At 37.2% G+C, this 26,594-nt stretch carries 24 protein-coding genes; 13 read left to right on the top strand and 11 right to left on the bottom strand.

What is annotated here, in order from left to right:
• Nucleotides 1–173: 173 nt before the first annotated feature.
• Both ACKVEV_RS13355 and ACKVEV_RS13350 read left to right on the top strand, forming a co-directional pair.
• Nucleotides 174–1,289 (top strand): GAF domain-containing sensor histidine kinase, encoded by a 1,116-nt coding sequence (locus ACKVEV_RS13355; protein ID WP_409366893.1) that lies wholly within the window; start codon nt 174–176, stop codon nt 1,287–1,289.
• A 13-nt stretch (nt 1,290–1,302) separates the two neighbouring features.
• Nucleotides 1,303–1,950 (top strand): response regulator, encoded by a 648-nt coding sequence (locus tag ACKVEV_RS13350; protein WP_409366892.1) that lies wholly within the window; start codon nt 1,303–1,305, stop codon nt 1,948–1,950.
• A 290-nt stretch (nt 1,951–2,240) separates the two neighbouring features.
• Here the strand turns inward: ACKVEV_RS13350 and ACKVEV_RS13345 are convergent, their stop codons facing one another.
• Entirely contained in the window at nt 2,241–3,362 is a 1,122-nt protein-coding gene (locus ACKVEV_RS13345) for a response regulator (RefSeq protein WP_409366891.1), read from the bottom strand.
• Between the two features lie 404 nt (nt 3,363–3,766).
• Between ACKVEV_RS13345 and ACKVEV_RS13340 the strand changes: the two genes are divergently transcribed.
• Nucleotides 3,767–4,693, top strand: a complete 927-nt coding sequence (locus tag ACKVEV_RS13340) for a helix-turn-helix transcriptional regulator (protein WP_409366890.1) — start codon at nt 3,767–3,769, stop codon at nt 4,691–4,693.
• 84 nt (nt 4,694–4,777) lie between these two features.
• Nucleotides 4,778–5,512, top strand: a complete 735-nt coding sequence (locus tag ACKVEV_RS13335; protein WP_409366889.1) for an effector binding domain-containing protein — start codon at nt 4,778–4,780, stop codon at nt 5,510–5,512.
• Nucleotides 5,513–5,565: 53 nt separating this feature from the next.
• On the opposite strand, the gene ACKVEV_RS13330 is transcribed toward ACKVEV_RS13335, so the two are convergent.
• The 4 genes from ACKVEV_RS13330 to ACKVEV_RS13315 all read right to left on the bottom strand — a co-directional run bounded on the left by ACKVEV_RS13330 (nt 5,566) and on the right by ACKVEV_RS13315 (nt 9,139).
• Nucleotides 5,566–6,474: a cation diffusion facilitator family transporter gene (locus ACKVEV_RS13330; RefSeq protein ID WP_409366888.1), complete on the bottom strand. Its 909-nt coding sequence runs from the start codon at nt 6,472–6,474 to the stop codon at nt 5,566–5,568.
• 76 nt (nt 6,475–6,550) lie between these two features.
• On the bottom strand, nt 6,551–7,849 hold the full coding sequence (locus ACKVEV_RS13325) for a hemolysin family protein (RefSeq protein WP_409370555.1): 1,299 nt from the start codon (nt 7,847–7,849) through the stop codon (nt 6,551–6,553).
• A 506-nt stretch (nt 7,850–8,355) separates the two neighbouring features.
• Entirely contained in the window at nt 8,356–8,766 is a 411-nt protein-coding gene (locus tag ACKVEV_RS13320) for a hypothetical protein (RefSeq protein WP_409366887.1), read from the bottom strand.
• A 169-nt stretch (nt 8,767–8,935) separates the two neighbouring features.
• Nucleotides 8,936–9,139, bottom strand: a complete 204-nt coding sequence (locus ACKVEV_RS13315) for a YheE family protein (RefSeq protein ID WP_409366886.1) — start codon at nt 9,137–9,139, stop codon at nt 8,936–8,938.
• Between the two features lie 218 nt (nt 9,140–9,357).
• On the opposite strand from ACKVEV_RS13315, the gene ACKVEV_RS13310 reads away from it, so the two are divergent.
• The 3 genes from ACKVEV_RS13310 (at nt 9,358) to ACKVEV_RS13300 (ending at nt 11,662) form a co-directional block, all read left to right on the top strand.
• Nucleotides 9,358–10,500 (top strand): DUF445 domain-containing protein, encoded by a 1,143-nt coding sequence (locus ACKVEV_RS13310; RefSeq protein WP_409366885.1) that lies wholly within the window; start codon nt 9,358–9,360, stop codon nt 10,498–10,500.
• Between the two features lie 17 nt (nt 10,501–10,517).
• On the top strand, nt 10,518–10,862 hold the full coding sequence (locus tag ACKVEV_RS13305) for a YlbF family regulator (protein ID WP_409366884.1): 345 nt from the start codon (nt 10,518–10,520) through the stop codon (nt 10,860–10,862).
• A gap of 137 nt (nt 10,863–10,999) precedes the next feature.
• Nucleotides 11,000–11,662, top strand: a complete 663-nt coding sequence (locus ACKVEV_RS13300; protein ID WP_409366883.1) for a ribonuclease H family protein — start codon at nt 11,000–11,002, stop codon at nt 11,660–11,662.
• A 67-nt stretch (nt 11,663–11,729) separates the two neighbouring features.
• On the opposite strand, the gene ACKVEV_RS13295 is transcribed toward ACKVEV_RS13300, so the two are convergent.
• Nucleotides 11,730–12,092 carry a hypothetical protein gene (locus tag ACKVEV_RS13295; protein WP_409366882.1) on the bottom strand — a complete coding sequence of 121 codons (363 nt, stop codon included), beginning with the start codon at nt 12,090–12,092 and terminating at the stop codon, nt 11,730–11,732.
• A gap of 173 nt (nt 12,093–12,265) precedes the next feature.
• Between ACKVEV_RS13295 and ACKVEV_RS13290 the strand changes: the two genes are divergently transcribed.
• A complete protein-coding gene (locus ACKVEV_RS13290) occupies nt 12,266–13,771 on the top strand; it encodes a coproporphyrinogen III oxidase (RefSeq protein WP_409370554.1) in 1,506 nt (501 codons plus the stop codon).
• A 141-nt stretch (nt 13,772–13,912) separates the two neighbouring features.
• Here the strand turns inward: ACKVEV_RS13290 and ACKVEV_RS13285 are convergent, their stop codons facing one another.
• Nucleotides 13,913–14,986: a CdaR family transcriptional regulator gene (locus ACKVEV_RS13285; protein ID WP_409366881.1), complete on the bottom strand. Its 1,074-nt coding sequence runs from the start codon at nt 14,984–14,986 to the stop codon at nt 13,913–13,915.
• A gap of 202 nt (nt 14,987–15,188) precedes the next feature.
• Between ACKVEV_RS13285 and ACKVEV_RS13280 the strand changes: the two genes are divergently transcribed.
• The 4 genes from ACKVEV_RS13280 to ACKVEV_RS13265 all read left to right on the top strand — a co-directional run bounded on the left by ACKVEV_RS13280 (nt 15,189) and on the right by ACKVEV_RS13265 (nt 19,159).
• Nucleotides 15,189–16,328, top strand: a complete 1,140-nt coding sequence (locus ACKVEV_RS13280) for a glycerate kinase (RefSeq protein ID WP_409366880.1) — start codon at nt 15,189–15,191, stop codon at nt 16,326–16,328.
• Nucleotides 16,329–17,675 carry a GntP family permease gene (locus tag ACKVEV_RS13275; RefSeq protein WP_409366879.1) on the top strand — a complete coding sequence of 449 codons (1,347 nt, stop codon included), beginning with the start codon at nt 16,329–16,331 and terminating at the stop codon, nt 17,673–17,675.
• Between the two features lie 76 nt (nt 17,676–17,751).
• Nucleotides 17,752–18,927, top strand: a complete 1,176-nt coding sequence (locus ACKVEV_RS13270; RefSeq protein ID WP_409366878.1) for an MBL fold metallo-hydrolase — start codon at nt 17,752–17,754, stop codon at nt 18,925–18,927.
• Nucleotides 18,914–19,159: a DUF3006 domain-containing protein gene (locus ACKVEV_RS13265; RefSeq protein WP_409366877.1), complete on the top strand. Its 246-nt coding sequence runs from the start codon at nt 18,914–18,916 to the stop codon at nt 19,157–19,159. Before ACKVEV_RS13270 ends, ACKVEV_RS13265 begins: the two co-directional genes overlap by 14 nt.
• Before the next feature lie 545 nt (nt 19,160–19,704).
• On the opposite strand, the gene ACKVEV_RS13260 is transcribed toward ACKVEV_RS13265, so the two are convergent.
• Together ACKVEV_RS13260 and ACKVEV_RS13255 are read right to left on the bottom strand one after the other, a co-directional pair.
• Nucleotides 19,705–19,974 (bottom strand): hypothetical protein, encoded by a 270-nt coding sequence (locus ACKVEV_RS13260; RefSeq protein ID WP_409366876.1) that lies wholly within the window; start codon nt 19,972–19,974, stop codon nt 19,705–19,707.
• Between the two features lie 97 nt (nt 19,975–20,071).
• Nucleotides 20,072–20,830 (bottom strand): hypothetical protein, encoded by a 759-nt coding sequence (locus ACKVEV_RS13255; protein ID WP_402764076.1) that lies wholly within the window; start codon nt 20,828–20,830, stop codon nt 20,072–20,074.
• 1,132 nt (nt 20,831–21,962) lie between these two features.
• On the opposite strand from ACKVEV_RS13255, the gene ACKVEV_RS13250 reads away from it, so the two are divergent.
• The gene (locus ACKVEV_RS13250; protein WP_409366875.1) at nt 21,963–22,751 is read left to right on the top strand and encodes an HAD family hydrolase; all 789 of its coding nucleotides are present in this window, start codon (nt 21,963–21,965) and stop codon (nt 22,749–22,751) included.
• A 297-nt stretch (nt 22,752–23,048) separates the two neighbouring features.
• On the opposite strand, the gene serA is transcribed toward ACKVEV_RS13250, so the two are convergent.
• Nucleotides 23,049–24,656 (bottom strand): phosphoglycerate dehydrogenase, encoded by a 1,608-nt coding sequence (serA, locus tag ACKVEV_RS13245; RefSeq protein ID WP_409366874.1) that lies wholly within the window; start codon nt 24,654–24,656, stop codon nt 23,049–23,051.
• Nucleotides 24,657–25,501: 845 nt separating this feature from the next.
• A complete protein-coding gene (locus ACKVEV_RS13240; RefSeq protein WP_409366873.1) occupies nt 25,502–26,470 on the bottom strand; it encodes a rhodanese-related sulfurtransferase in 969 nt (322 codons plus the stop codon).
• Nucleotides 26,471–26,594 lie beyond the last annotated feature (124 nt).

The following is a 26,594-nucleotide window of genomic DNA, read 5'->3' as shown; positions in this document are numbered from 1 at the left end:
TAAAATGTTTCAATTATCGCCTCTATTGACCTTCTAGCAATTCGTACTTGTGGACAAGGATAGATGATAGACGTTGGAAATTCAGTCTAAAGTATGAACGGCTCAGGCAGACACCTATGACTTGGAAATGGTATCATTAAACTAAGTAATGCCATGAAAAAAGAGGTGTTTTTGTGAAAGAGAACGAGCACTCCAATATTAGTATTTTGAAAGAAATTGCTGAATTATTAAATGAGGAAACAGAAATTGTCACGACATTAAAAGGTGCACTAGTCAAGTTTTTAAACGGCACAAACTTTGAAACCGGTTGGATATTTTTTATTGATGAAAAGGGACGATCAGAGCTCGTTGTCCATGAAAATTTACCCGAGGCACTTGAATATAACAATTGTCACTATTTAAAAAAGGGCGGCTGTTGGTGTGTTTCTCGCTATCGCAATGAAGAATTAAAAAAGGCTTCTAATATTATTGAATGTCAACGCATTGAAAGTGCAATAGCTGCCAATGTTGGCGATCACGAAGGTATTACACATCATGCGACAGTTCCTCTTCAATCAGGACAGGAGCGTTTTGGTGTCTTGAATGTCGCTTCAAAAAATACAGTGCGTTTTTCAGAGGAAGAGCTCGCTTTACTTGAATCAGTTGCTTTTCAAATGGGTTCGGCCATTAAGCGTATATTACTGACGAAACAGGAGCAGGAAATGGCGCTCGTAAAGGAGCGTAATCGTCTAGCGCGGGACTTACATGATTCTGTTAACCAGCTATTATTTTCTGTGACATTAACGGCGAGAGCTGGCATTGAAATGAGCAATGACTGTGAAGTAAAAGAAACGTTTAAAGAAATTCAGCATTTAACACAAGATGCTTTAACAGAAATGCGTGCACTTATTTGGCAGCTAAGACCAAAAGGCTTGGAGAATGGTTTATTAGAGGCCATTAAAGTGTATGCGGAAATGCTTGGCTTAAAGCTTCATGTAACCGTATCGGGTGTTTTACAATTTCCATCCCGTATTGAAGAAACATTGTTCCGTGTGGCGCAAGAGGCTCTTAATAACGTACGGCGCCATGCCGGTGTACTCGAAGCGGCACTTTATATTACCGTCACAGCTACGGATATTTTATTAGTCATTCGTGATGAGGGACGAGGCTTTGTGATTGATCAAAATACCAAGCTTTTATCGATAGGCTTGCAATCGATTAAAGATCGAGCGAAATCGGTAGGGGGTACAGCAGATTGGGTGAGTGAGATTGGCAAAGGAACGGAGCTGCTAATCCGGTTGCCATATTGAGGGGGGAATAACAATGATTCGTGTACTAATTGCAGATGACCATCATGTAGTCCGACGAGGATTATTATTTTTTTTAAAGACACAGAAAGATATTGAAGTGGTAGGGGAAGCGAAAAATGGCGCAGAAGCAGTCGCGTTAGCTGAAAGTATTCAGCCTGATATTATTTTAATGGACTTAGTGATGCCTGAAATGGATGGTATTCAAGCAACGAAGCGCATTAAGGCTAAGTTGCCTCACATTGAAATTTTAATGTTAACGAGCTTTTCTGACCGCGACCATGTTGTGCCAGCGATGGAAGCAGGGGCGGCTGGCTATCAGCTTAAGGATATTGAACCGGATGAATTAGTATTATCAATTCGTCGTATTATGCAAGGTGAACATACATTGCATCCTGAAGCGACTTCCACACTTGAGATGGATCGCCAAGAAACCGAAAATGCATTACATGTTTTAAATCCACTAACGCCCCGCGAGCAAGATGTGCTTGCTGAGCTAACAAAGGGCAAAAGTAATCGAGAAATTGCTGCATCCTTATTCGTTACGGAAAAAACAGTAAAAACGCATATTTCTAATATTTTTACGAAGCTACAAGTCCAAGATCGGACACAAGCTGCACTCTATGCAGTAAAGCACGGACTGACAGAAGGCAGCGGCCAGTAAAGTAAGAAAAGAGAAGAAGTGTTAGATTGAATGTCTCAATCTAACACTTCTTCTTTACTGTTATATACGCTGCGACAGTGCTTTTCGCTGTAAGCCGCAAGCCTCGCTAACGCGCACCTTGTTGCGTCATATATGCGTTGTGAGCAGGTGTCACCGCCTCCGCTCGAAGCACTTGAATAAAAGACATTGAGCGTAACATATTGCTGGCAATTTAATAAGTGTAGGAGTCGCAGCTTGCATTACCATTAACTAGTGCTTTTCAGATTTATTCTTTCTTCGTACATAGGCATTTAGCGATTATGAATAAATAATTTGTTAGACATTTCTAGTAAAGTAGAACTTGGAGTGAGTGCCAAGTCTTCTTTTAATTTTTGTTCATAGGTTAAAAAAATAGTGTAGGCCTGTGTATACAATCCTGCATCTACTAATTGTTGTAAATATTGTTCAAGCTTCTGTTCATTATAAGGATCAAACTCTAATAAACGATGAAGATAATCAATCGCTTTTTCCGATTCGGTTACGATGCTCGTTTGAAAACCTTTCTCTAATAACTCTATGTATGATTTGGTTAATTTATCTCTAGTAGCGGTAGCCCATTCATAGTCATCAAATATGAGTAAGCCATCCTTATAAATTGTAAGACATTGATTGATTAATGAAATTGGCGGAAAATCTAATTTCTTAAAGTCGCTGTAATAATCTTGGAATTCATATAAATCACATAGAATATTTGGTTTCTCAAAAATATAATATTTATTAGAAAATATAATACAGTTTGAATAACCCATATTATTTAATGTTTTTCTTAAATAAGATAGGGCAGTATGAAGATTAGATTTTGCGCGAACATAATCTAAATCTGGCCAAAGAATCTCAATTAATACATCCCGATGAATCGGCATATTCGGATGTAAAATAAAATAGGCAAATAATTCTTTCGTTTTCTCAGTTTTAAAGGACACAAGACTATTGTTACTGTACGTTGCGAATTGATTGAAGCATTGGACGTTCAACATCGTATTAGAAGTTTGTTGTACCAACTGTTGCATGGAAAATTCATGTTCAATACGTGATACAGTTTTTTCTAAACGTGCTTGGCTAATCGGTTTAAGTAAATAATCAAGTCCCCCAATTTCATAGGCTTGTATGGCAAAATCTGAATACGAAGTTATAAATATAACAATTACATGTGGTCGATTGCTTTTGATAATATCAGCTACTTCAAGTCCATTCAGTTCATCAAGCTTTATTTCTAAAAATATGACTTCAAAGTCCAGTGATGGCAGGCTATTTAAAAATAGCTTTACACTAGTGAAGGTTTTGATAACCTCTATTTGTTGAAAGTTTTGTAGCTTATTTTGAAAATATTGTAATGCTAGAGGTTCATTGTCTATTAAAACGGCTCGAATCACATCAAAATCTCCTTTATACAATTAAATTGAAAACCATTAAACTCTAGTTCATTGTTTTTGAAAGGTCTCCCCATTATATAGAGGATAAAAGTTTTTTATGTAGTGTTAAGAGAATTGAAATAATGTAAGCGTTTAACATTAAACTATTTTGAAAAAAGAAAATGGCAATAGTTAAACTATTTAACTGAAGGGATTGAAAGCTCCTTTTTTTTCTTATTTTGTCCATACATTCTAATGAATGTATAATGTAGTAGCCGCTATTATAGTACATTTGACTTAAACAAAACTCAAAAGGTACTTAAAAAATACTTAAAAAGTATAGGATATAAGTAATTGAAAATTACTGTGTTGTGGAAAAGTCGTGTGTGACTTTAAAATTTGTCCAAAATGAAGGGGCTGACGAGGTGAAATTAAATCGTTTATTAACAATGACGATGATCTTAATTAATCGCAAAAAAGTGAAAGCGCAAGAATTAGCGGAGTTATTTAATGTCTCCGTACGAACGATTTATCGGGATGTTGAAACCCTTAGCAGTGCTGGTGTACCAGTTTTAAGTCAGCAAGGCGTAAATGGTGGGATAAGCTTAATCGAAGGCTATCGCATGGATAAGCAAATTTTAACGAAAGATGAGCTAACCTCTCTATCGATAGCCCTTCAAAGTGCTTTAACATCCTATGAGGATACGCATGCACAAGCTGTATTAGAAAAATTAACAGGCGTTGCAGATGACAAAGTGAAGCAATCGATGGACCATTTATTTATAGACCTTAGTCCATGGGGGCAAAATGGCTTATTAAAGGAACAAATCACCGTCTTAAAAAAGGCAATTGAGCAAGAACATTGTGTCAGCTTTTTGTATTCGACTACACACGGCACGATGACCAAACGTTTAATAGAGCCACATACTTTAGTTCAAAAGGGCAAAGTATGGTATATCTATGGCTATTGCACATTAAGAAGCGGTTTTCGACTATTTAAAATTTCTAGAATGAAGGATATAAAAGAAGAGTTACGAAGTTTTCAACGAAAGGAAGTTCATTTATCAGAACAACCTTGGGATCAAGCTTGGCAACAGCCACAAAACTTAGTAGAACTCACACTGTCATTCGATGCATCAATTCAGACATTAGTAGAAGAAACATTTGGTGCTGCACATATAAATTATGATCAATCGATTGTTCAAATTGCATTGCCAGAAGATGAATGGTTATATGGGCTGCTCTTAAGTTTTGGTAATCGAGTCAAGCTAATGAATCCACCTCACTTAGTTGATATCGTACAAAGGCGGGCGCAGGAAATTGTGGCATTATATGCACAACACAAGTCGTAAATGATTTCTTTTCAATAGCTGACATACAGATGTCAAGTTTGCTTTGGTATAGTGTAAACAAATGAACGAAGGGTGGTATTCATTATGCAAAGTTATTGCCAAAGCTGTGGCATGCCATTAGTGAATGTAGAATTATTAGGGAGCGAAAAAGATGGGCAAGTATGCCAGGATTATTGCACATATTGTTATGAATTAGGGGCGTTTAAACAGCCCGATATAACTGTCAACGAGATGATTGAACAATGCGTACCTCATTTAAAAGAAGAAGGCATGGCAGAAGTAGAGGCACGACACATGTTAGCTTCTTTTTTACCTAGCTTAAAACGCTGGACAACAGGTGCAAGTACAGAGCCCGTTTTAATAGAAAAGGAAAGTTTCCACATAGTAGGGATTTCAGCGCGCACAAATAATGCGAATGAAATAACACCACAAGCAAAAATACCTAAGTTATGGACAAGCTATTTTCAGCAAAATGTAGCGGGACAACTACCAACTAAAGAGCTTATGTATGGCTTGTATTCGGACTATGAAACAGATGTCAATGGCGAGTACGCCATTACGCTTGGAGTCGAAGTAGCTGCTGACAATGAAGTACCAGATGGCTTGGTCATGAAAACAGTGCCAGCTTCGAAATATTTAGTTTTTACGTCTGAAGAGGGAGTTATGCCAGAAATAGTCATTAAAGCTTGGCAAAATATTTGGACTTGGTTTGCCAACTCGGACGTAGAACGAACATATACAGGTGACTTTGAAGTTTATGGTGAACGATGTAACCAACCGAACAAAGCGCAGGTCGATATTTATATTGCCGTTAAGTAATAAAGCGTGAAAAGTATGAAGTGGTGTAAAGCAAAACAGCCAGTCTCTTACCATTAAGTGGTAGGAGGCTGGCTGTTGCTTGTTGGAGGTAGTTGTTCAATGTGCGGTTCAATATGCACAAGCACCTGACAGAAGCGATTTTCTCGCTTAATTGTATGTTCAATTTCTTCGGTAATACGATGACTTTCAAAAACATTTAAATATGGATTCACAGTGACTGTTACATCGATAAAATACATATTGCCGTGAGCGCGTCCTTTGAAATCTAGCAGCTCAATAACGCCGTTAACATTGCGAATTAAGACAGACAATGTTTCTACTTCATCAATATCAAAGGCATCTGTAAGACTTTGTACGGCATCCCAAAATATTTCTACAGCCGTTTTCAATATTAAAAAGGCTACAACAAGAGCTGTTAATGTATCGATAATTGGAAAACCGAAAATGGCACCGAAAATCCCGATAGCCGTCCCGATGCTGACAAGCGCATCTGAACGATTGTCATAGGCAGCAGCTTTGACAGCGGCACTACGTATTTTTTTGGAAAGAGCTAAATTATAGCGATAGACGCCGTACATCACGACCGCACTGCCAACTGCAACAAATGCTGTTAGTAGCGATGGCGTTGTACCTGTTGGCTCCCAAAGTCCTTGTAAGGAAGCGATCAATACTTGTAGGCCAACAACAAGCATAATAAATGAAGCAACGAGTGAAGCAACCGTCTCAGCGCGTAAATGACCGTATTGGTGATTGGAATCTGGCGGTCTTTGGGCAATACGTAAGCCAATTAGAACGGCAATCGATGCGATAATATCAGTCGTATTATTTAAGCCATCTGCTTTTAACGCTTCCGATGTTCCGATATAACCAATCGTTAGCTTTACTGAGCTCAGTACTAAGTAAGTAGCTATCGATAACCAAGCTCCTTTTTCCCCTTGTCGTAAATTTGTATAGAGCTCCATTTTGTTTCCTCCTCGCAAAACTTTCGGGCATTATAAAACGACCCCCTTATATGAAAGGGAGTCGTCTTAGCATGTTTTATTTATAATCTTTCGATTCTTCGATGTCATTTGCTAAATCAAGTTCAGGTAATTTCAGAACTTCTAAGTATAGTATGTGGTGACCATCTAATTCTTTTGCTGTAAATTCATAACCTTGCTCTTCAATGCTATCACCTTCGATTGCATCGAAACGCTTCGTCATGAACCAACCACCAATCGTATCGATATCATCATCTTCTATGTCAGTACCTAGCATATCATTGACGTTTTCTAGTAGCATTTTTGCATCTAAAATAAAATGATTTTCTGCAATTTCTTGTACTTCTGGGATTTCATCTTCGTCGAACTCATCTTGAATATCCCCGACAATCTCTTCGATAATATCTTCAATAGTTACAAGACCTGATGTTCCACCATACTCATCCATTAAAATAGCCATATGAATACGTTCACGTTGAATCTTCAGTAATAATTCATTAATTTGCGTCGTTTCCATAACGCGAATGATCGGTTGCATATAATCTATTACTGATTTATCACCATTTGCAGGGTCTTTAATATAAGCAGTTAATAAATGCTTCATATTGACTAAACCGATAATATGGTCTTTATCCCCGTCGATAATTGGATAACGTGTATATTGTTCTACACCCATTAAATCGAATACTTCTTTAATCGTCAGCTCTTTTTCAATTCCGACGATTTCAGTACGAGGCACCATGATTTCTTTTGCAAGGCGATCTGAGAACTCGAAGATACTGTTAACATATTCATACTCTGATTTATTAATTTCTCCACCTTTTAAACTATCCGACAAAATCATACGTAGCTCTTCTTCAGTATGCGCTATTTCTGATTCTGACATCATTTTAAGACCAAATAGACCTGTTAAACCGCGTGCAGAGCCATTTAATAATTTTATGATTGGATACGTAATGTTGTGAAATAAAATTAATGGACCAGACAAGTTTAATGTGACAAATTCTGCTTTTTGGATGGCTAAAGTTTTTGGCGCCAATTCCCCGATAACTACATGCATAAATGTAACGATTGAGAATGCAAGTATAAATGAAAGGATAGATGTTATGCTACCGTTCAGATTTAGAAACTCGAACACTGGATGTAAAATGATTTCAAATGTAGGTTCACCAAGCCACCCAAGTCCAAGTGCTGTAATTGTAATACCTAACTGACACGCAGATAAGTACTCGTCTAAATCCGAAACAACACGTTTCGCATTTTTCGCTTTTTTATGTCCTTCTGCGAGTAATTGATCAATGCGGGTAGTTCTTACTTTTACAATTGCAAATTCAGTTGCAACGAAAAATCCTGTCATTATGATTAGTAGGGCGAATGCCGCCAACCTTATGGTTATTTCCAATATGTCTCCGTCCAAATATTTCCTTTGTTCCCGCCCGAATGAGGGAAGTAAACAAAGTGTACACCTCCTATGATTTAAAAAATTGTTGGATGTTTTAATCATAAGTTATTTGTAACTAAAACACAAATATTGACATCGACTTTTTTTATACTATTTTCTAATGACAGCACTTTTAAAATATACGGATACTTTTACATGACAAAAGATTGAAAATCGATAGGCATTATGCTAACTTTATATGAAGTAAGGATAGTTTATTTAGAGAAAGAAGCATTGCATCTCATATAAAACGACACGTCAAAAATCTCAAGAGAGCTTTACTTGTGGATTTTTTTAAATGAATTATTGTTAATATGCAACAAAAAGAGGTTGTCTCGATGATTCGAGGCAACCTCTTCTTTGCGTAAACAGTCTAAAAGCTGTTCGCTCGCTATTATGTATTGCTAAATAGATTGAATTTTTTACTGTTGGAAGCGCAATTTCAGACATGCCTTTTCTACATCATGTACAGATTCCTTTACAGGGATTGCGTTTGTATAAGTAGAGATGGTGATTGGCGCTTTTTCTGTCAATCCTTGTTGGGTAAGAATATAATGATTGCCATTATAAATTAAGTACAGTTGTTTACTGGCGCGTTTCCCAATGCCAGTTGGTGATTCGAATAGCGCTTTTAGCTGGCTGCAATACTCGCTATAAAAGTTACTACTGAAACCTGAAAGTTCTTGAAATTTTTTACTATCGATTGCACTAGCCTCATCGACTAATCCGAAAATTTTTGCTGAAAATTCAGAAAAAAGTTCTTTTACTTTGGCGCGAATTAATGCTTTTGAATTATAGTTGTTTAAGTCATCAGAAAGTGCGACTTTACTCATTGAAATAGCCTCCTGCATAAAAAACATTTAGAAATGAAGTCATTTCTAAATGTATAAGAAAAATGCAGGAATATCAATATAAATAAGCATTAATCGTATAATAGCAATGATTTAAATCGTTTAATTTAGGTATTTATAAGTAGGTGACAGCAAAAAAGTATCGGTTTTTTTAGTCATAAATATGGAACAGCATAAGTTCGTGAATCATTTTTTTAACATCTTCTTCATGTGGAGGCGTAGGTCCAACCCATTGGATAACCCCATCTTTTAAGTATTCAGCGGCATATCGTTCGCGTTCATAGAAGAACGAGATGGACCATCCAGGAAGTTGTGTATTTTCAAATAAAGGTTTAAAGCTAAAATGCTGAATCATATACAAACCCCATTTCTAATGATATGTATTTATTATTCAAGGATAGTGGAGATTTTGCAACTAAACAATTTCGTAATACTTCGTAATAGGGAAATTTATGTTATGTCGTCATGAAATGGAGGGTATTTCTTTCGTTGGATTTCATTGCTCTGCTATAATGAGTCCAATAGGCGACAAAATACGCCAAATGTCAATTCGATTGAAATGAGAGGATGCTAATGGACAATTTTTTAGTAACATTATTATTTATGGCAATTATCGGTGCTGCTATTGGTGGCGTAACAAATCACCTAGCAATTAAAATGCTTTTTCGACCTCATAAAGCAATCTATATTAAAAATTGGCGTGTGCCATTTACACCGGGCCTTATTCCAAAAAGACGTGATGAGTTAGCGAAACAACTTGGACTGACAGTAGTCAATTATTTATTGACACCTGAAACGTTCCGAAAGAAATTTTTCTCAAAGGATATTCAAGATAAGGTAGAGCAATTTGTACAAATAAAAGTCGATGAAACGTTCTTTACGAATGATAAAACGATTCAAGATTGGCTGACTTTAGCAGGCTTCCCTAATATGCCTTCCACAATTGAACAAAAGGTCGAAGCAATTGTAGCGGGACAATTTGAGTCGGTAAAGAATACATTATCAACGAGAACAATTCGTACACTGTTATCGGAGGACATTCAACATACAATTGAAGCTAAAATCCCAGTAGCAGTAGGACATATTTTAGAGAAAGGTGAGGATTACTTTTTATCGCCAGCAGGTGAGTTGACGATAAAGGGGATGATTGATGACTTTCTCTCGTCAAAAGGATCACTTGGCGGTATGATTAATATGTTTTTAGGCGATTCCTCGTCCCTTGTGGGCAAAGTACAACGGGAGCTCGTTAAGTTTTTACAGGCTCCTGGTACTACATCGCTCCTGACGAATATTTTTACACAGGAGTGGGAGAAATTAAAGGATCGTCCGGCAATGGATTATTTAGGTGATATTGATTTTGAACCGATTTTAGCTAATTTACAACGCTATGTAAAAGAGCAATTAGCAGTAGCAGAGCGCTTACAGCATCCTATTTCTTACTACTGGCCAACAGGTAGTACGTGGATGAGGGAAACCGTTGTGCCACAAATGATTGAAAAAGCATTTGCTAGAGCGGAAGATAAATTAGAAGATGTCCTAACACGTTTAAATTTACAAGAAGTAGTACGTGAACAAGTTGATTCGTTCCCGGTATCAAAACTGGAAGAGCTTGTCCTTGGTATCTCAAAACGTGAATTTAAAATGATTACTGTGCTTGGTGCTGTTCTTGGTGGTTTAATTGGTATTGTGCAAGGTTTAATCGTTTACTTCGTTTAGAAAGGGGAAATAAAATAATGGTAAATATTTATAATGAAATTAACGCCTTGGAGGCAACATTCCGCAAAACAGCGGAATTTAAAGCATTAGAAGAGGCAGTAGCAGTAGTGAAGGCGGATGAGGATGCGATCAAGCTATTCCAAAACTTCCGTAAAATTCAAATGGATTTGCAACAAAAACAAATGGCGGGTGAAGATTTACAGGAAGATGAACTCGTGTATGCACAAAAAACGGCACAGCTGGCGCAACAAAATAGCAAAATCGTTGCGATGCTGGAGGCAGAGATGAAGCTAAGTGGTGTCATCGAAGAAGTAAATCGTATTTTAGTAAAACCTGTACAAACGTTATATGAGGGCATGTAAGAAGGCCTGCCTATTAGCGCTATCATGTTCAATATTTTGTGAGGAATAAATACACGAATATTTGCACATATAACAAAGTAAGAAGATCAACGTGTCTCGGCTATTCGGGACACGTTTTCACTTATGGAGGGAATGTCATGCATGTTTTCATAGAATGGACGTATAAAACACCAAAGGGTGCAGGGACTATTTTGCGCTCACAAGAAATGCCAGCAGCACAAGCATTATTACTAGCGGAAGATATGGAACGTACCGGACGTGTCAAAACGTTAGTATTTATCGATCGACAAGATACGAACTGGTCGTTTAAAGAGTTAAAGGCCTATGTAAAAGAGGTTGACACAGAACCGCACAATATTACGATTTATTTTGATGGAGGCTTTGATCGTTCATCAAATCAATCAGGGCTTGGCTGTGCCATTTATTATGAGCAAAATGGTAAACCTTATAGGCTAAGAAGAAATGCCTTTTCTGCGGAACTGAAATCGAATAATGAAGCAGAATATGCAGCCCTGTATTTAGCTTTAGTGGAACTGGAATTATTGAATGCTCACCATTTACCGATCAGCATCATTGGGGATTCTCAAGTTGTGATTAATCAGCTAAATGGCGAATGGCCGGCATTGGAAAAGGAATTAGCAAGCTGGGCGGACAAAATTGATGCAAAATTAAGTGAGCTAAGCCTACGACCAGACTACAAGCTGATATCAAGGAAAGACAATGCAGAAGCTGATCGACTGGCAACACAAGCATTAAACGGAATTGATATTACAGGACTAAGCGAAATAATAAAAGAATAGCACATTAAAAGGAGGCGTCGACTTATAATAGACGCCTCCCTTTTTATTAGAAAAATATACGCTTGTCCTAAGCAAACGATTTAGGAAATTGATTCGCCAATTGTTGTACAATTCGTTTGAAATGCACTGTCTTCATAAAGTTTTGAGCTAACTGTAATTCATCTGAATATAAAAGGGTATGGTGAAAATGCTGTTGAATAAATGCTTTTGCATGTTTATAATGCTCGTTGATAGAAATAGCACCGTACATTTCTTGGTGATTCATAATATAAATAAAATCGCAAAGAACTTTTTGTCCACGATATTTCAGTAATATGGTGACATACAATGTCTTTGCATCACAACGTTGTAAATCAAAATGATGGAAGGCTACTTCTAATTGCTCAATAAAACTAGCAACAGAAGAATCTTTGTCTTTTATTACAACCACTATCAACACCACCTTTATGTAAAATTATAAGTTGCAATAAATGATATGTCTATAAGTGTACTGAATATTCTGTAAAAAGAATTTACTAAATAGTAGCTTTGCTTATCATTATAAAAATTTGTTAAACTATTGAGTAATGTACACAGGAATATTGATAGAAGAGAGCGAAAATGATGAAAATTATTCAAATAGATCAAAAGTATCCTGAAGATTGGATTCGCGTATTAAATCATATTGCGAATTTATTTTTTGAGGATTCAAAGTTAAGTACGACTGCACTACAAGCGGATATGTCCGTTGCTTTCACTTACCGCGCCGATGCCAATTATTCGATATATACAAGCGCGGTACTAGAGGTTGAGGGGAAACGCTATACAAATGAGTACCACATTGCTTATGAGACAGAAGCTGTTGGACGTGAGCAAAATATTCGCATAAAACGTGCCCTTTCACATGTGTTTTTAGATGTGCTAGAACAACATACTGGTATGCATCAGCAATGGGGTATTTTAACGGGTGTGCGTCCTACAAAGCTGTATCATAAATTCCGCCAGGCCGGCATGAATGACGTAGAAATCGCTGAAGTGCTCGTACGAGATTTCCGATTGACGGAGGAAAAGGTAGCGCTGTTAAAGGATATCGTTGCGCGTCAATTAGTAACGATTCCTGATTTAGATGATATCGGCAAAGAAATTAGTGTCTATATTGGCATTCCGTTCTGTCCAACTAAATGTGCTTATTGTACTTTCCCCGCCTATGCAATTGGCAGTAACCGTAAGCAAGGTCGCGTAGAGACATTTTTAGATGGACTGCACATTGAATTGCGGGAAATGGGCAAGTGGTTGACAGAAAACAATATGAAGATTACTTCAATTTATTGGGGTGGCGGTACACCGACGTCTATCGAAGCGCATGAAATGGATGCATTATATCAAACGATGTATGACGCTTTTCCACATCCAGAAACGATTCGTGAAGTAACTGTTGAAGCGGGGCGTCCAGATACAATAACACCAGAGAAGTTAGCTGTGCTGAAAAAATGGGGTATTGATCGTATTAGCGTTAATCCGCAGTCTTATACTGATGAAACATTAAAAGCAATCGGACGCCATCATACGGTACAAGAAACGATTGATAAGTTTTGGTTAGCTCGTGAATCCGGTATGAATAATATTAATATGGATTTAATTATTGGCTTGCCGAATGAAGGGACGGAAGAGTTCCAACATTCATTAGAAGAATCAGCAAAAATGCAACCTGAGTCGTTAACAGTGCATACATTATCTTTTAAACGTGCATCAGAAATGACGCGCAATAAAGATAAATACAAAGTAGCAGACCGTGAGACAGTCGCAAAAATGATGCAGATGGCCCAAGAGTGGACGAAAGAAAATGATTATGTTCCATATTATTTATACCGTCAAAAAAATATTTTAGGTAATTTAGAAAATGTAGGCTATAGTAAAGCGGGCGAGGAAAGCATTTATAATATTGTCATCATGGAGGAAGTGCAGACGATTTTAGGGATTGGTTGTGGCGCATCTTCGAAATTTGTTCATCCTGAAACAGGCAAAATTACGCAATTCCATAATCCAAAAGATCCAGCGGCTTACATCATGACATTTGAAGAAGCCATTGGCAAAAAAATTGAGCTATTAAATGATTTATATAAAGCATAAACAGAGCAAAGTGTTAGATTGACGGTCATCAATCTAACACTTTTTTGTGTGATGTTCGATGTGCGTTAAGGAGAGCAGTAGTGAAATCGCCAGAAAGTAAGAGCAAATCGCCACAAAATGTTGTCCTAGATTAGTTGCGACTCACCGAAATGTGCAGGCCATTTTTAAGATAACCGCATCCTCAAAATATTGAGGATCGTAGCCTGTTAGCTCTCGAATTTTATTTAATCGATACGTAAGTGTATGACGATGAATATTCAGTCGTTGTGCACAAAGTTTCAACTGTAAATTACAATCAAAAAAGGTTTGTAATGTTTCAAGCAGTTTGGCATTCATATTTTTTAATACGCGATGCTGGAATGCTTGTACTTCCTCAGAATCTCGCTTTTTAAACAAGGAGAATAATTCAACATCTTCAAAATACGTAATCTCTTTATGTATATAAGCAAATTCCAGTGCCGTTTTAGCTCCGTTATAGCAATGTGGAAGTTGCGCTAAAGTGGCTACAGTTGGGCCTACACCAATTTGTAATGAAGGCAGTTTATGCTTTTTTTTCCGTAGTGCTTTCATCATTTGTTGCTGTTTCTGTTCATCGGAGTTAGTTAGTAAAATATAGTATTCATAAAGTTGGCTATGACCTGCAAGGACTGGCTGCTTATAAAATAAATCTTCAAAAAACAGTGGAAGGCTATTTTCTGCAGAGGATGCTTCAGCCAAGCTGAGTAAAATGATTTGATAGGGCGCTTCCAGTGTGAAAGGAAGCTTTTGAATACGTTCTTGTAAGGCAGCATCGATTTTACTGCCATGTACTAATGCTTCAAATATATAGTCATTATTTTTGCGTTGCCATTCACTCATTGATTCTACAATCGCTTGATGGGTCATCATCTCCGTTGTTAGCTGGACGAGATTGGCGATTTCTAATAATTCCTCAGAATTACCTGTAATCCCAATTACGCCAAGAACCTCATCTTGATACATAATCGGCATATTGATACCCGGCTTTGTATTTGGAAAGGCATTGATATTTTCTTCATTAATAATCAATGTCTCTTTTGTTTTCGCAACGTAAAGTGCGCCTTCGTGAATATTTTCAACTCTCATTTTATCGCCAGATGCTAAAATTACCCCGCTTGGACTAATGACATTAATATTGCGACGTAAACGTAACATTGTTTGATGCACGATTTCTTCTGCTAGTTTTTTCGTTAACATGCTTATACACCTCGCATAAATAAACCACTGTTATATGACAGTTAATTTGTACATTCATTATAATGTTTTCTGAATTTATTGTCATTATAATAATTTGTAAGCGCTTAACTTAGAGTAGTAGAAATTTCTGTATGCGATAACTATATCGTTTGATAGCTGAGCACCAATGGAAATATGAATGGATGTAAAGTGGGGGTTTAACATGAAAGTCATTATTAGTCCAGATTCTTATAAAGGTACTTTGTCTGCATTTGATGTGGCGAATGCAATGCAAAGAGGAATCTTGGATGTTGATCCATCGATTGAAACAGTTATTTTACCAGTGGCAGATGGAGGCGAAGGCACATTAGCTTCACTTATTGCTTCAACAGGAGGTAGGTATATTTCTGAGAATGTGCTTGACCCGCTAGGCAGAACAATTGAAGCAAAGTTTGGTGTACTTGGGGATGAAGAAACATGTGTAATTGAGATGGCGCAGGCTTCAGGTATTACGCTGTTGCAGGACAGTGAGAAAAACCCTGAACGGGCATCGACATATGGGACAGGGCAGTTAATAGTGGCTGCACTAGATAAAGGGTTTCGCAAGTTTATTATCGGCATTGGCGGCAGTGCTACAAACGATGCTGGCGTTGGCTTATTAAAGGCACTCGGTCTGCAATTTTACAAAGAAGATGGTACAGCTATTGCAAATGGCGTATCGGCATTATTAGATTTAGCTTCCATTGATAGTAGTCAGCTTGATGCACGATTAGCTGAAGCAACATTTACTATCGCATGTGACGTGGATAATCCGTTAATTGGCGAGCGTGGGGCTACAGCTATTTTTGGCCCGCAAAAAGGTGTGAAAGAGCATGAAATAGCTTATTTTGATCAGTGTTTAAAGCAATTCGCAGACATTGTAGAGCAGCAGTTTCACATTCGTTTACATGATTATAAAGGAGCGGGTGCTGCTGGCGGTGTAGGGGGTGCATTAATTGCTTTTTTAAATGGTACTTTTCATGCAGGCATCGATATCGTTATCGAGGCTGTACAGTTAAAACAGCATTTAAAAGATGCGCAAATTGTTCTCACAGGTGAAGGGAAATCAGATCGTCAAACGTTACATGGAAAGGCGCCATTGGGGGTGGCGTTGGCTGCAAAATCATCAAACGTCAAGGCTGTATTATTGTCTGGCTCCATTGATAAAGAGGATAAGCCTGTTTTGCTCAATTATTTTGCAGTTGTGGAATCACTAGTAGATGAATCAACAACTGTTTTACAAGCAATGCAAGAGCCTTATCGGTTGATTCGTCTAAAAACTAAAAAAATAATTGAGAATACTGTCAATATGGGGGATGAGTAAATGTTGTTCGTTATTATTTTAATAGGGGTGTTATTTGTTGTAGTTGGAACAGCAAAGCTAAAGCTTCATCCGTTTCTAGCGCTGTTAATTAGTGCATTTTTCGTAGGTATTGCTTCTGGCATGCCGTTACTAACTGTTGTGGAAAGTATTAATACCGGCTTTGGTGGCTTGATGACAAGCATCGGCTTAGTCATTATTGCAGGAACGATTATCGGCTTAATTTTAGAAAAATCAGGGGCTGCCTATCGAATGGCGGAAGTGGTACTGCGAATCGTTGGTCCAAAACGTCCACAATTAGCGATGTCTTTAATCGGCTATATCGTATCGATTCCCGTTTTTTGTGATTCAGGATTTATTATTTTATCAAGTTTACAAAAATCTTTAGCAAAGCGCGCAAATGTGACGATTGCCTCGATGGCTGTTGCTTTAGCTACAGGTCTTTTTGCAACACACGTATTAGTGCCACCAACACCAGGGCCGATTGCAGCAGCTGGTAATATAGGTGCGGCAGATTATTTGGGGACAGTCATTGTGATTGGCTTATTAGTCGCGATACCAGCGACATTTGTAGGCTATTTATGGTCAGTGAAAGTAGCAACCAAAATTCGTGTACCGGAGGATGACTTAGAGGCATTAGATTATGAAGAAATCATTAAATCATTTGGTAAGATGCCTTCGACGTTTAAATCATTTTTACCGATTGTCCTTCCGATTGTGTTAATCGGTCTAGGATCAATCGCAGCACTCATTGGGGATAGTGAAGCTACATTTAATATGATTTTACGTTTTTTAGGATCACCAACAGTTGCTTTATTTTTAGGTGTTGCAGCAGCAATGTTACTATTACCTGAAATCAGTGAAAAAACGTTAACTGGTTGGATTGGTGATAGTTTAAAAGAAGCTGCTCCAATTTTATTAATTACTGGTGCGGGCGGTTCTTTTGGTACAGTTATTAAAAATGCTGGTGTTGGTGAAATGCTTCAAGAGATGGATTTAGGGATGTTTGCATCAGGCAGTCTATTTTTACTCGTACCATTTATCGTCGCAGCTGCGTTAAAAACAGCACAAGGTTCTTCAACAACAGCTTTAGTGATAACTTCTTCATTAGTAGCTCCAATGCTAGTCACACTTGGTATTGAAGGCGCTATTCCTTTAGCATTAGTGGTGATGGCAATCGGTGCTGGGGCAATGACAGTTAGTCATGTGAATGATAGCTTTTTCTGGGTTATTACACAATATAGTGGCATGGAAGTTACGCAAGCTTACAAAGCGCAAACGGTTGCGACATTATTACAGGGGCTTGTGACAATTGTTATTACAATGATTTTGTGGTGGATTTTAGTTTAATTTGCATCAGTAGAGAGCAGCCTTCGGGTTGTTCTCTTTTTTTTGTATAATAGAAAAATAGAAAGGAAGATATGCAATGAAAAAATTACTCTTCGTGCTCCTATGTATTTTTGTATTAGCAGGTTGTACGACAGCGATAGAAACAGAAAAAATACCAGTAGCTGCAGGGCATGAAATGCGTGTGCATTTTATCGATGTAGGACAAGGCGATTCAATCTTAATTGAATCTCCGAACGGTAAAACGATGCTGGTCGATGGCGGTGTTAAGGGGGCAGGTCAGCAGGTTGTTTCTTATATAAATGAGCTAGGAATTGATAAGCTTGATATAGTGGTCGCAACACATCCTGATGCCGATCATATTGGGGGATTAATTCCTGTCTTAAATGCGGTTCCTATCGAACAGTTTTACGATTCTGGGAAAGTACATACATCGCAAACATTTGAAGATATGCTGTCACTTATTGATGTGAAAAATATTCCGTATAATGTGCCCAAAACAGGTGAGCGTATTGCGTTTGATGATGAACTGGAAGTAAAGGTGCTAAATGCCAATGAAAATGCAGTAGACAATAATGATGCATCGATTGTCTTAAAAGTGACGTATGGAAATATTTCATTTTTATTAACAGGGGACGCCGGTGTTGCTTTAGAAAAAGACATGTTGCAACAAGATGTGAAGGCTACCGTTTTAAAAGCAGGGCATCATGGTTCTAATACAAGTAGCTCACAAAGCTTTATTCAAGCAGTGCAACCTGAAGTGACGATTTTAAGCTATGGAGAGGATAATAAATATGGACATCCACACGCAGAAGTTGTGGAGCGTTTACAGGCGATTGGCAGTAAAATTTATGCTACAGCCGAAGCGGGCACAGTTACGGTTGCGACAGATGGGGTAAGCTATCAAGTAAGTGCTAAAGAGTGGGATGGAACCATTGCCGAAAAGCCAACAATGCAACAAGGTGTAGAAATTGTTAGCAAGGACTTAATTGAAGAAGTAGTGGCGATTAAAAATAACGGGCCAGATCCAGTTTCTTTAAAAGATTGGCAACTTGTATCAATAGAAGGAAATCAAATATTTAATTTTCCTAATGTCATGTTACAGCCAGGAAAAACAATTTATGTCACAAGTGGAACGAATGCACGCGAGGGGCAAAATTATTTGAAATGGACAACAAGACAGATTTGGTTGAATGACGGAGATCGTGCACAATTACTGAATGCGAAAGGGGAAGTTGTAAGTGAACTCGACTAAATACACATTAGACCGCATTGAAGATGGATTTGCCGTTTTTTTGAAATATCCTGAGGAAATCGAGCAATTGATACTACCTATCACCGCCATTGATCAATCGTTACAAGCAGGCGATCTTGTCTTCATTCAAGAAATCGATAACACATATCAAATTGACCTATTGAAGGAAGAAACAGAACAAAAAAAAGCCGAAGTGCAAAGCTTAATGGATAAATTACGCAGAAAAAAATGAGTGCCAGGCACCCAAACTAAAATACTACCAAATGGGGAATGGGGATCTGTGTAAGAAAGTTTTATTGAAATAGAACAGTTTGATAAAAATCATCTTTCATCTAGTAATTCTTAGTTGAAAGATGATTTTTTAATTGATTTTCCCCGATTTATAAATTATGTTTTTTTATGGTTTGTGAAATTATGGCTAAAGGTTTTTTTACTCTCTCAAGTTGGTTTGTATACCATCACAGAAGGATATATTACTGGTGCAATTGTGATAGAGCGAGTGCTTATAGTAGGGCGTCTGTTGATGCTGCTAGAGTGGAATATTTGAATTCTGTTTGTAATGTGATGGAGAAATTGTTACCTTTTTGATGTGGCATATGAAAAGTACCGCCTTTAAAGTACCAGGAAGTGCTACATGGTTATATGCGTTATTTGAATACAGGCACTAAAAATTAATTTAATGAAGAGATTATTAATAGTTCTAACAGTTATATTCAATGTAAATACTAGAAGACGGTCACTTCCATGAAGAATCCACCCTAAGCGTTAGTTTAGTATCTAACGTTTAGGGGAATTTTGTATTTTTTGGTAAAATTTATAAAATGAATAACTGATTGCAAAAGTGAAACTAGAGATAAAAGTAATTTTTAATATCTTAACAATATACTCTAAATCGCTTATTTTTGTAGTAACAAGCGTACCATCACTTAAATATTCTTTATAGTTGGAAGATACAAAAAGAACGCCTAAACCAATACCTACTATAATACCTATCACAAGTACATACAGGAAATTTTTAATAAATTTTTCTTCATTAGACGAAGTCATAAGTATTTTCTCCTTTATTTAAAAATTAACAACAAAACAAAGACCTTTTGTTGTTAAAGGTCTTTGTTTTTATCATTAGTCCGAATTTCACTTATTCTTATTTATAATCTTGAGACCAATTTACATACTTTGTAGTTGCATCAGTTGGTTCTCTATAAGTACCTGATTGGTAAACAGTATGACCAGATATTTTGTTTGTTTTAGATACTTCCCAATCTCCATAGTCAACGTATTTTGTGTGGTAATAAATTCTAGTAAGGTAACCTTTAGGGGGTCCATCCAACTTTCTACTTTTAGCGTATGTGTAAGTTACACTTGCATTCATTGACGCTCCTAATTTAGCACCTGCTCCAGAATCGTACTCACCACTTAAAGTGAATTGGTTTGTAAAAGATTTTGACTCACTCAAAGTTACCGTTTCTCCATAAGATACAGACTCAACTTGTATTGCGGCCATAGGTGTATTATAAATTGTATCTCTTTTCTTTGTAAGTTGGTAATCATGTAGTACTGAATAGGGAGCTAATTCATTTATTTCATCAGAATTATTAGGACCTTGATTTAATACATCAGGAGTCAAATTATTAATATCTTCATTGCCTATCTCATGGATAGTAATGTCTCCACCACCATTTGACTCTTTTAATATATCTTTAATAATATCTTCTGTAATTTTGTTGTAAACTTCCGAATTATCGAAGTTTAAATTTATTACCTTACCGTTATATTCGACAACGGCTTCATTAACATCCTTTTTTAAAATCGACACACTTTCACTCTCAGCACTTGCAAACGGCACACTTGAAAATAAAAGAGAACCGCATAATAATGACGTTACTCCTAATTTTTTTAACATTATTTAACACCCCGTAATTTTATTTGTGAAAATAAAGATATAATATCAAGATATTTTGCTATAGCTATATTAAAATCTTACTCGAGTTAACTTAACCCTAACACTACAAATACCGACATTACAACCGAAAATTAATGTGTCGGTAACCGAAAATTAATGTGTCGGTAACCGAAAATTAATATGACGGTAACCGAAAATTAATATGACGGTAACCGAAAATTAATGTGTCGGTAACCGACAATTAGTACGTCGGTACCACATAAATGAATACTTATTCTCACTCTTATTATAATAAAAGTAGATTTAATGATGTATGAAAAAGATTAGGGCTATTTTCTCTAAAATTGTTGATAAACTAAATGTTTTGGGATCACAAAAACAGGGTTAATCTACAAAATCTAATAATTAAACACCTTTAAATTAGTCTTTAAAATGTCTTAAAATACTTGTGTCAAAATGCTTATTTACACGTATAGATAATGTTCATAGGAAAAGCCGCGAAACGTTGATATTACAACGCTCGCGGCTTTTTGGTTATGCATAAAACTTTATTTGGGAACGTTAAATCAATGTCGTTAACTAAAATCTCAACTTTTACAGAATTATTTGGAATATATACTGTTATAGTTCCGTATTTTCTTGATTATCGGTAGTAAGTTTATATTTTGTGTGCAATTAATTACTTTGAACTCCGTCAGTGTAAGAGTTTCTGAGGCTTGTAAAATAACCAAGACGAACATACTTATTATTTTATTACTTCAATAATACTAGTGACTTCTTTGATGTATTTGGTGTCGATATTTACTTAAAGCTGATAATTATCTAAATCGACTGTTATCGTTTGTTTTTCTTTTCGTATATTCCTTTTTAATATATCATAACGAATAAAAAGGAAACAAAAGCAACAAAAGCACCTACTTCTTACTTTAATTTGCCTTTACTTTTCATCAATATTAACCTGATTAACTAATTAAAAAAATCCTGATAGCTCAAATCATTTCTCTTAGCTATTAACGATACTTGTAGAGCAGAAACTGTGCACAAAAACTATGCTAACTATTTTGAAAATATGCTAAAATAAGCGATATGAATGCTTTTTGTTCAAGTAGAAAAGAAGCTAGGAGCTGACACAATGTCAATTAGTACAATTATTTTTGATTTGGATGATACGTTGTTATGGGACAAAAAATCTGTTAAAACAGCATTTGAAAAAACATGCGAATATGCAGCAACACTACATAAAATAAATTCAACAGAGTTAGAGGATGCCGTACGCAAAGAAGCACGTGCCCTTTATGAGAGCTATGAAACATATGATTTTACGGTATTAATCGGTATTAACCCATTCGAAGGGCTTTGGGGTACATTTGATGATCCAACTGATTCCTTCCAAAAAATGAAAGACATTGTGCCAAGTTATCGTACAGATGCATGGACAAAGGGCTTAGCTGCGCTGGGCATAGACGATGCCAAACTAGGTGTTGAATTAGGGGAACGTTTTGTAGCAGAACGTAAAGCAGCACCATTTTTATATGAAGATACTTTTGCTGTTTTAGATGAGCTAAAAGGTAAATATCAGCTTGTATTACTAACAAACGGGGCACCAAGCTTACAAAATTTAAAGCTAGAAATTACGCCGGAAATTGCACCGTATTTCGATCATATTATCATTTCTGGTGATTTTGGAAAAGGAAAACCCGATGCTTCGATTTTCGAGTATGTGATGGAGAAGACAGGCGTTACTGCTGACGATGCCATTATGGTTGGTGATAATTTAAATACAGATATTTTAGGCTCATCACGAGTAGGTATGCGCAATGTGTGGATTAACCGTGAGAACAATGTACCAAATGGCGTAGTCACACCAACTTATGAGGTAGATTCATTAACAGCTTTTTTAAAACTTGTGAAAGAGCTGTAAGTAAATAGGTTTACAGAAAAAGGACTGATTTTTAATTAATCAGTCCTTTTTTTATGAATCGCCGATAGAATGGAGGAAATCGCTGATAAACTTTCATGAATCGCCGATAAAACGTAGGAAATCGCCGATAAAACCTTCATGAATCGCCGATAGAACGTAGGAAATCGCCGATAAAACCTTCAAAAATGCTGATAGAGTCCAGACACTATAGTCATTGCCCACCGCTACTATCAGGAGAAACTAACAAAAGGCATCAAGAGTGTAACCTCTCGATGCCTTTACTTAGTCATTTTGTAATTAAAGATTAATTGCTTTTACTTCGTCGATGTTTTCAAGTTGTGAAACGAATGCTAAGTCTTCTTCTGTCACCACATTATCAATGGTTAACATCATAACCGCTGTTCCACCGACTTCCGCACGTCCAACTTGCATTGTTGCAATGTTGATTTCTTTTTCAGCTAACTTCGTTGCAACGCGTCCAATGGCACCTGGTTTATCCGTGTTTTTAATGTACAGAAGGTGACCTTCAGGGACAACGTCTACTACGTAGTTTTCAACTTTAACAATACGTGCGCCAAGGCCATTTAACAATGTACCTGCAACCGTATGTGTTTCATTCGCTGTTTTTACTTCAACAGTAATTAAGCTTGTGAAGCCTTTTGCAGTAGTTGTTTTATGTTCATTAATTTTCATGCCAATACGTTCAGATAAGTAACGAGCATTGACGTCATTCACGTGATTGCCATGGTTTTTAGCTAATAAACCTTTTAGTGCATTAGAAGTTAAAGGACGTACATCGTAGTTTGCTACTTCTCCTGCATAAGAAAGGTTAATTTCTTTTACTGGCTCAGCGGTGATTTGAGATAAGAATGAACCAAGTTTTTCAGCTAATTCAAAGAATGGCTCCACTTGTGCAAGCAATTCTTTCGGAATTGATGGCATATTTACTGGGTTAGTTACCGTACCAGTTTTGTAAAACTTAATGATGTCGTTTGATACGTCAACAGCTACAGATTCTTGTGCCTCGATTGTAGATGCACCTAAGTGAGGTGTTGCAATCACTTGTGGTAACGTTAGTAATTTATGATCAGTCGCTGGTTCAGAAACGAAAACGTCTAGAGCAGCTCCTGCGACTTTACCTTCCACAATCGCATCGTATAAATCATCTTCATTGATGATCCCGCCGCGCGCACAGTTAATAATACGAACGCCATCTTTCATCATTGCGAATTTTTCTTTGTTAATCAGGTTACGTGTTTCAGGAAGTAATGGTGTGTGTACTGTAATAAAATCAGCAGCAGCACAAATTTCTTCGACCGTAGATTTTGTCACACCTAGCTCATTGGCACGTTCTTCTGTTAAGAATGGGTCGTACGCCATAATGTTCATACGTTGACCTTTAGCACGGTAAGCAACTTCTACACCAATACGACCGAAGCCTACAACGCCAAGTGTTTTATTTTTAAGCTCTACACCAACATATGATTTACGGTCCCATTTACCGTTTTTCAACGTGTTGAATGCTTGCGGAATGTGACGCGCAAGTGAAGTCATCATGGCGATTGTATGTTCAGCAGCAGAGTTTGTGTTACCGTCAGGTGCATTCACTACGATAATACCGTGTTCTGTGGCAGCAGCTAGGTCAATGTTGTCTACACCTACACCAGCACGTCCAATTAATTTTAAGTTTTTCGCCGCTTCAATTACTTCACGTGTCACTGTTGTTTGAGAGCGCACTAGTAACACATCAATGTCAGCAATTTTTGCCATTAACTCTTCAGGTGCTAAGCCAGTATCGATAATAACGTTTAAGTCTAAATCTTTTTCTTGGCGCAGTGGGAAAATACCATCTTCACTTAGTGGGTCAGCGATAAATACGTTAATAGTTTTTGTTGCAGTAGTCATTTGTAATTAGCTCCTTTTAATTAAAAAATAGTGGTGGTGTCTTTATGTGCAGGCCGCATTTGTTGCGTTATCCTACAGCATGCAAACAATCTTCTTTCTCGACAAATAGAAAAGCCTTCCGCGCCTTACGAACACAGTTATTGTGTCGTAAGGGGCGAAAGGCTGAATAAATATAGGTTCGCGGTACCACCCTTAATTACTGCTCGAAAATTTTTCGTGGCAGTCTTAGCTATATGCGTAACGTGCATGTGACGGATAGGCTTACTTAGGGAAATTCGGCTTATCTATTCGGGAGTGGAACTATATCGTAGAAATCACTGATTTTCACCAACCATCAGCTCTCTTTGGATTTTCTTTCGACTAGCGTGTCTCCGTCGTTATATTTTTTGTGATTAAATTTGTTAACATCATAATCCCTATTGTTCACCTTTGTCAACAATAATTCAAAAAAATATAAAAATTCCTTACTTCAAAAGTCTGAAAACTGCATATAAACGAACTATGTTATGTATATAAGTGTTTATTGTTCGTCTTTTTGCAGAGGACAATGTAAGCGCTAACGAATGTGTTAAGACAGATATCAAGGGAATTTCGAGCATAAAAAGAGTCTAGGCGATGATTAGGATAAATTAAATTATTTCCATAATACTCTCTTTAATTTAATACGGAATGCGAACATTTCAGTAAAGTGCCAGGCACCCAAACAATTCTGAAAATTCATAGCGGAAATCAGCCCAAAAAATAAGCCGCAACAAGTCGCGGATCGCGACAGTTACGGCTTACGGTCAGTGCCAGGCACTCAAACAATTCTGAAAACTGCTAAATACACTTTAATAAGTAAAATGTTACTCTTTACCTTGAGTTTGCGCAATTTTTGCTATTTGTTCTTCCACTTGCGCTTGTGTCCAACCATTTTCTTCAACAAAGAAATTACGTTGTGCGCGACGGCAATCGTCTGAGCAGCTACGCATATAAAATGCCTCGTGCTTTTCTTCGCATAGCATTAATTTATGGCACGCTGGATTCGCACAGTTTGTATAACGTTCAGTAGGTTCCCCTGTGAAATAGTCCTTGCCAACAACTACATGTTCCACCTGATTAATCGGAACACTGCGACGACGGTCAAAGACAAACATTTGGCCATCCCATAGTTGCCCTTTTACTTCAGGGTCTTTGGCATACGTTGCAATACCTCCGTGTAGTTGTCCGACACTTTTACCATAGCCCTCGCGTTTTAACCAGCCAGAGAATTTTTCACAGCGAATACCACCAGTGCAATAAGTTAAAATGTCTTTATCGGCAAAGTCTTCCTTATGTTCCTCCATCCAAGCGGGAAGCTCACGGAAGTTCTCAATATCAGGGCGCACGGCATTGCGGAAATGACCTAGGTCAAATTCATAATCGTTACGTGCATCAATAATAACTGTATTATCTGCTTGCATACGCGTCATAAATTCCTTTGGTGATAAATAATCACCTGTCATTTCTAATGGGTTAATATCATCTTCTAAGCCTAAATGTACAATCTCTGTACGAGGTCGTACATGCATCTTTTTAAAAGTGTGTCCTTCTACTTCATCGATTTTCCACATGATATCGTTAAAACGAGGGTCTGCTTTCATGTGCTTCATGTAGCTTTCCGTTTGCTCGATTGTTCCAGAAACCGTACCGTTAATGCCCTCTAATCCTACTAAAATACGACCAAGTAGACCAAGCTCTTTACAAAACGCTAAATGCTCAGCGGCAAATGCTACAGGGTCCTCGATAGCAACATATTTATAATAAAGTAATACGCGAAAGTCCTTTTGTGTCACAAAAATTAACCACCTTTTTATTTCATTATTCGACATTAAATATAGCATAACAACGACGATTTTGCGTAGGGCAGCAGGAGTTTCCAAAAAAAACACGAATAGTACATAGTGAATGACTATTCAT

This window comes from Lysinibacillus sp. 38-6 (assembly GCF_046245175.1).
Taxonomy (GTDB): Bacteria; Bacillota; Bacilli; order Bacillales_A; family Planococcaceae; genus Lysinibacillus.
The sequence above is the reverse complement of the archived record's forward strand: the minus strand, read 5'-3'. Positions and strand labels throughout refer to the sequence as shown.

Coding starts and splice junctions, on each gene's coding strand:
- ACKVEV_RS13300 (WP_409366883.1), top strand. CDS start 11,000: ATGCATGTTTTCATAGAATGGACGTATAAAACACCAAAGGGTGCAGGG.
- ACKVEV_RS13325 (WP_409370555.1), bottom strand. CDS start 7,849: ATGACAGGATTTTTCGTTGCAACTGAATTTGCAATTGTAAAAGTAAGA.
- ACKVEV_RS13305 (WP_409366884.1), top strand. CDS start 10,518: ATGGTAAATATTTATAATGAAATTAACGCCTTGGAGGCAACATTCCGC.
- ACKVEV_RS13275 (WP_409366879.1), top strand. CDS start 16,329: ATGTTGTTCGTTATTATTTTAATAGGGGTGTTATTTGTTGTAGTTGGA.
- ACKVEV_RS13350 (WP_409366892.1), top strand. CDS start 1,303: ATGATTCGTGTACTAATTGCAGATGACCATCATGTAGTCCGACGAGGA.
- ACKVEV_RS13250 (WP_409366875.1), top strand. CDS start 21,963: ATGTCAATTAGTACAATTATTTTTGATTTGGATGATACGTTGTTATGG.
- ACKVEV_RS13320 (WP_409366887.1), bottom strand. CDS start 8,766: ATGAGTAAAGTCGCACTTTCTGATGACTTAAACAACTATAATTCAAAA.
- ACKVEV_RS13335 (WP_409366889.1), top strand. CDS start 4,778: ATGCAAAGTTATTGCCAAAGCTGTGGCATGCCATTAGTGAATGTAGAA.
- serA (WP_409366874.1), bottom strand. CDS start 24,656: ATGACTACTGCAACAAAAACTATTAACGTATTTATCGCTGACCCACTA.
- ACKVEV_RS13270 (WP_409366878.1), top strand. CDS start 17,752: ATGAAAAAATTACTCTTCGTGCTCCTATGTATTTTTGTATTAGCAGGT.
- ACKVEV_RS13285 (WP_409366881.1), bottom strand. CDS start 14,986: ATGTTAACGAAAAAACTAGCAGAAGAAATCGTGCATCAAACAATGTTA.
- ACKVEV_RS13280 (WP_409366880.1), top strand. CDS start 15,189: ATGAAAGTCATTATTAGTCCAGATTCTTATAAAGGTACTTTGTCTGCA.
- ACKVEV_RS13255 (WP_402764076.1), bottom strand. CDS start 20,830: ATGTTAAAAAAATTAGGAGTAACGTCATTATTATGCGGTTCTCTTTTA.
- ACKVEV_RS13310 (WP_409366885.1), top strand. CDS start 9,358: ATGGACAATTTTTTAGTAACATTATTATTTATGGCAATTATCGGTGCT.
- ACKVEV_RS13290 (WP_409370554.1), top strand. CDS start 12,266: ATGAAAATTATTCAAATAGATCAAAAGTATCCTGAAGATTGGATTCGC.
- ACKVEV_RS13315 (WP_409366886.1), bottom strand. CDS start 9,139: ATGATTCAGCATTTTAGCTTTAAACCTTTATTTGAAAATACACAACTT.
- ACKVEV_RS13330 (WP_409366888.1), bottom strand. CDS start 6,474: ATGGAGCTCTATACAAATTTACGACAAGGGGAAAAAGGAGCTTGGTTA.
- ACKVEV_RS13260 (WP_409366876.1), bottom strand. CDS start 19,974: ATGACTTCGTCTAATGAAGAAAAATTTATTAAAAATTTCCTGTATGTA.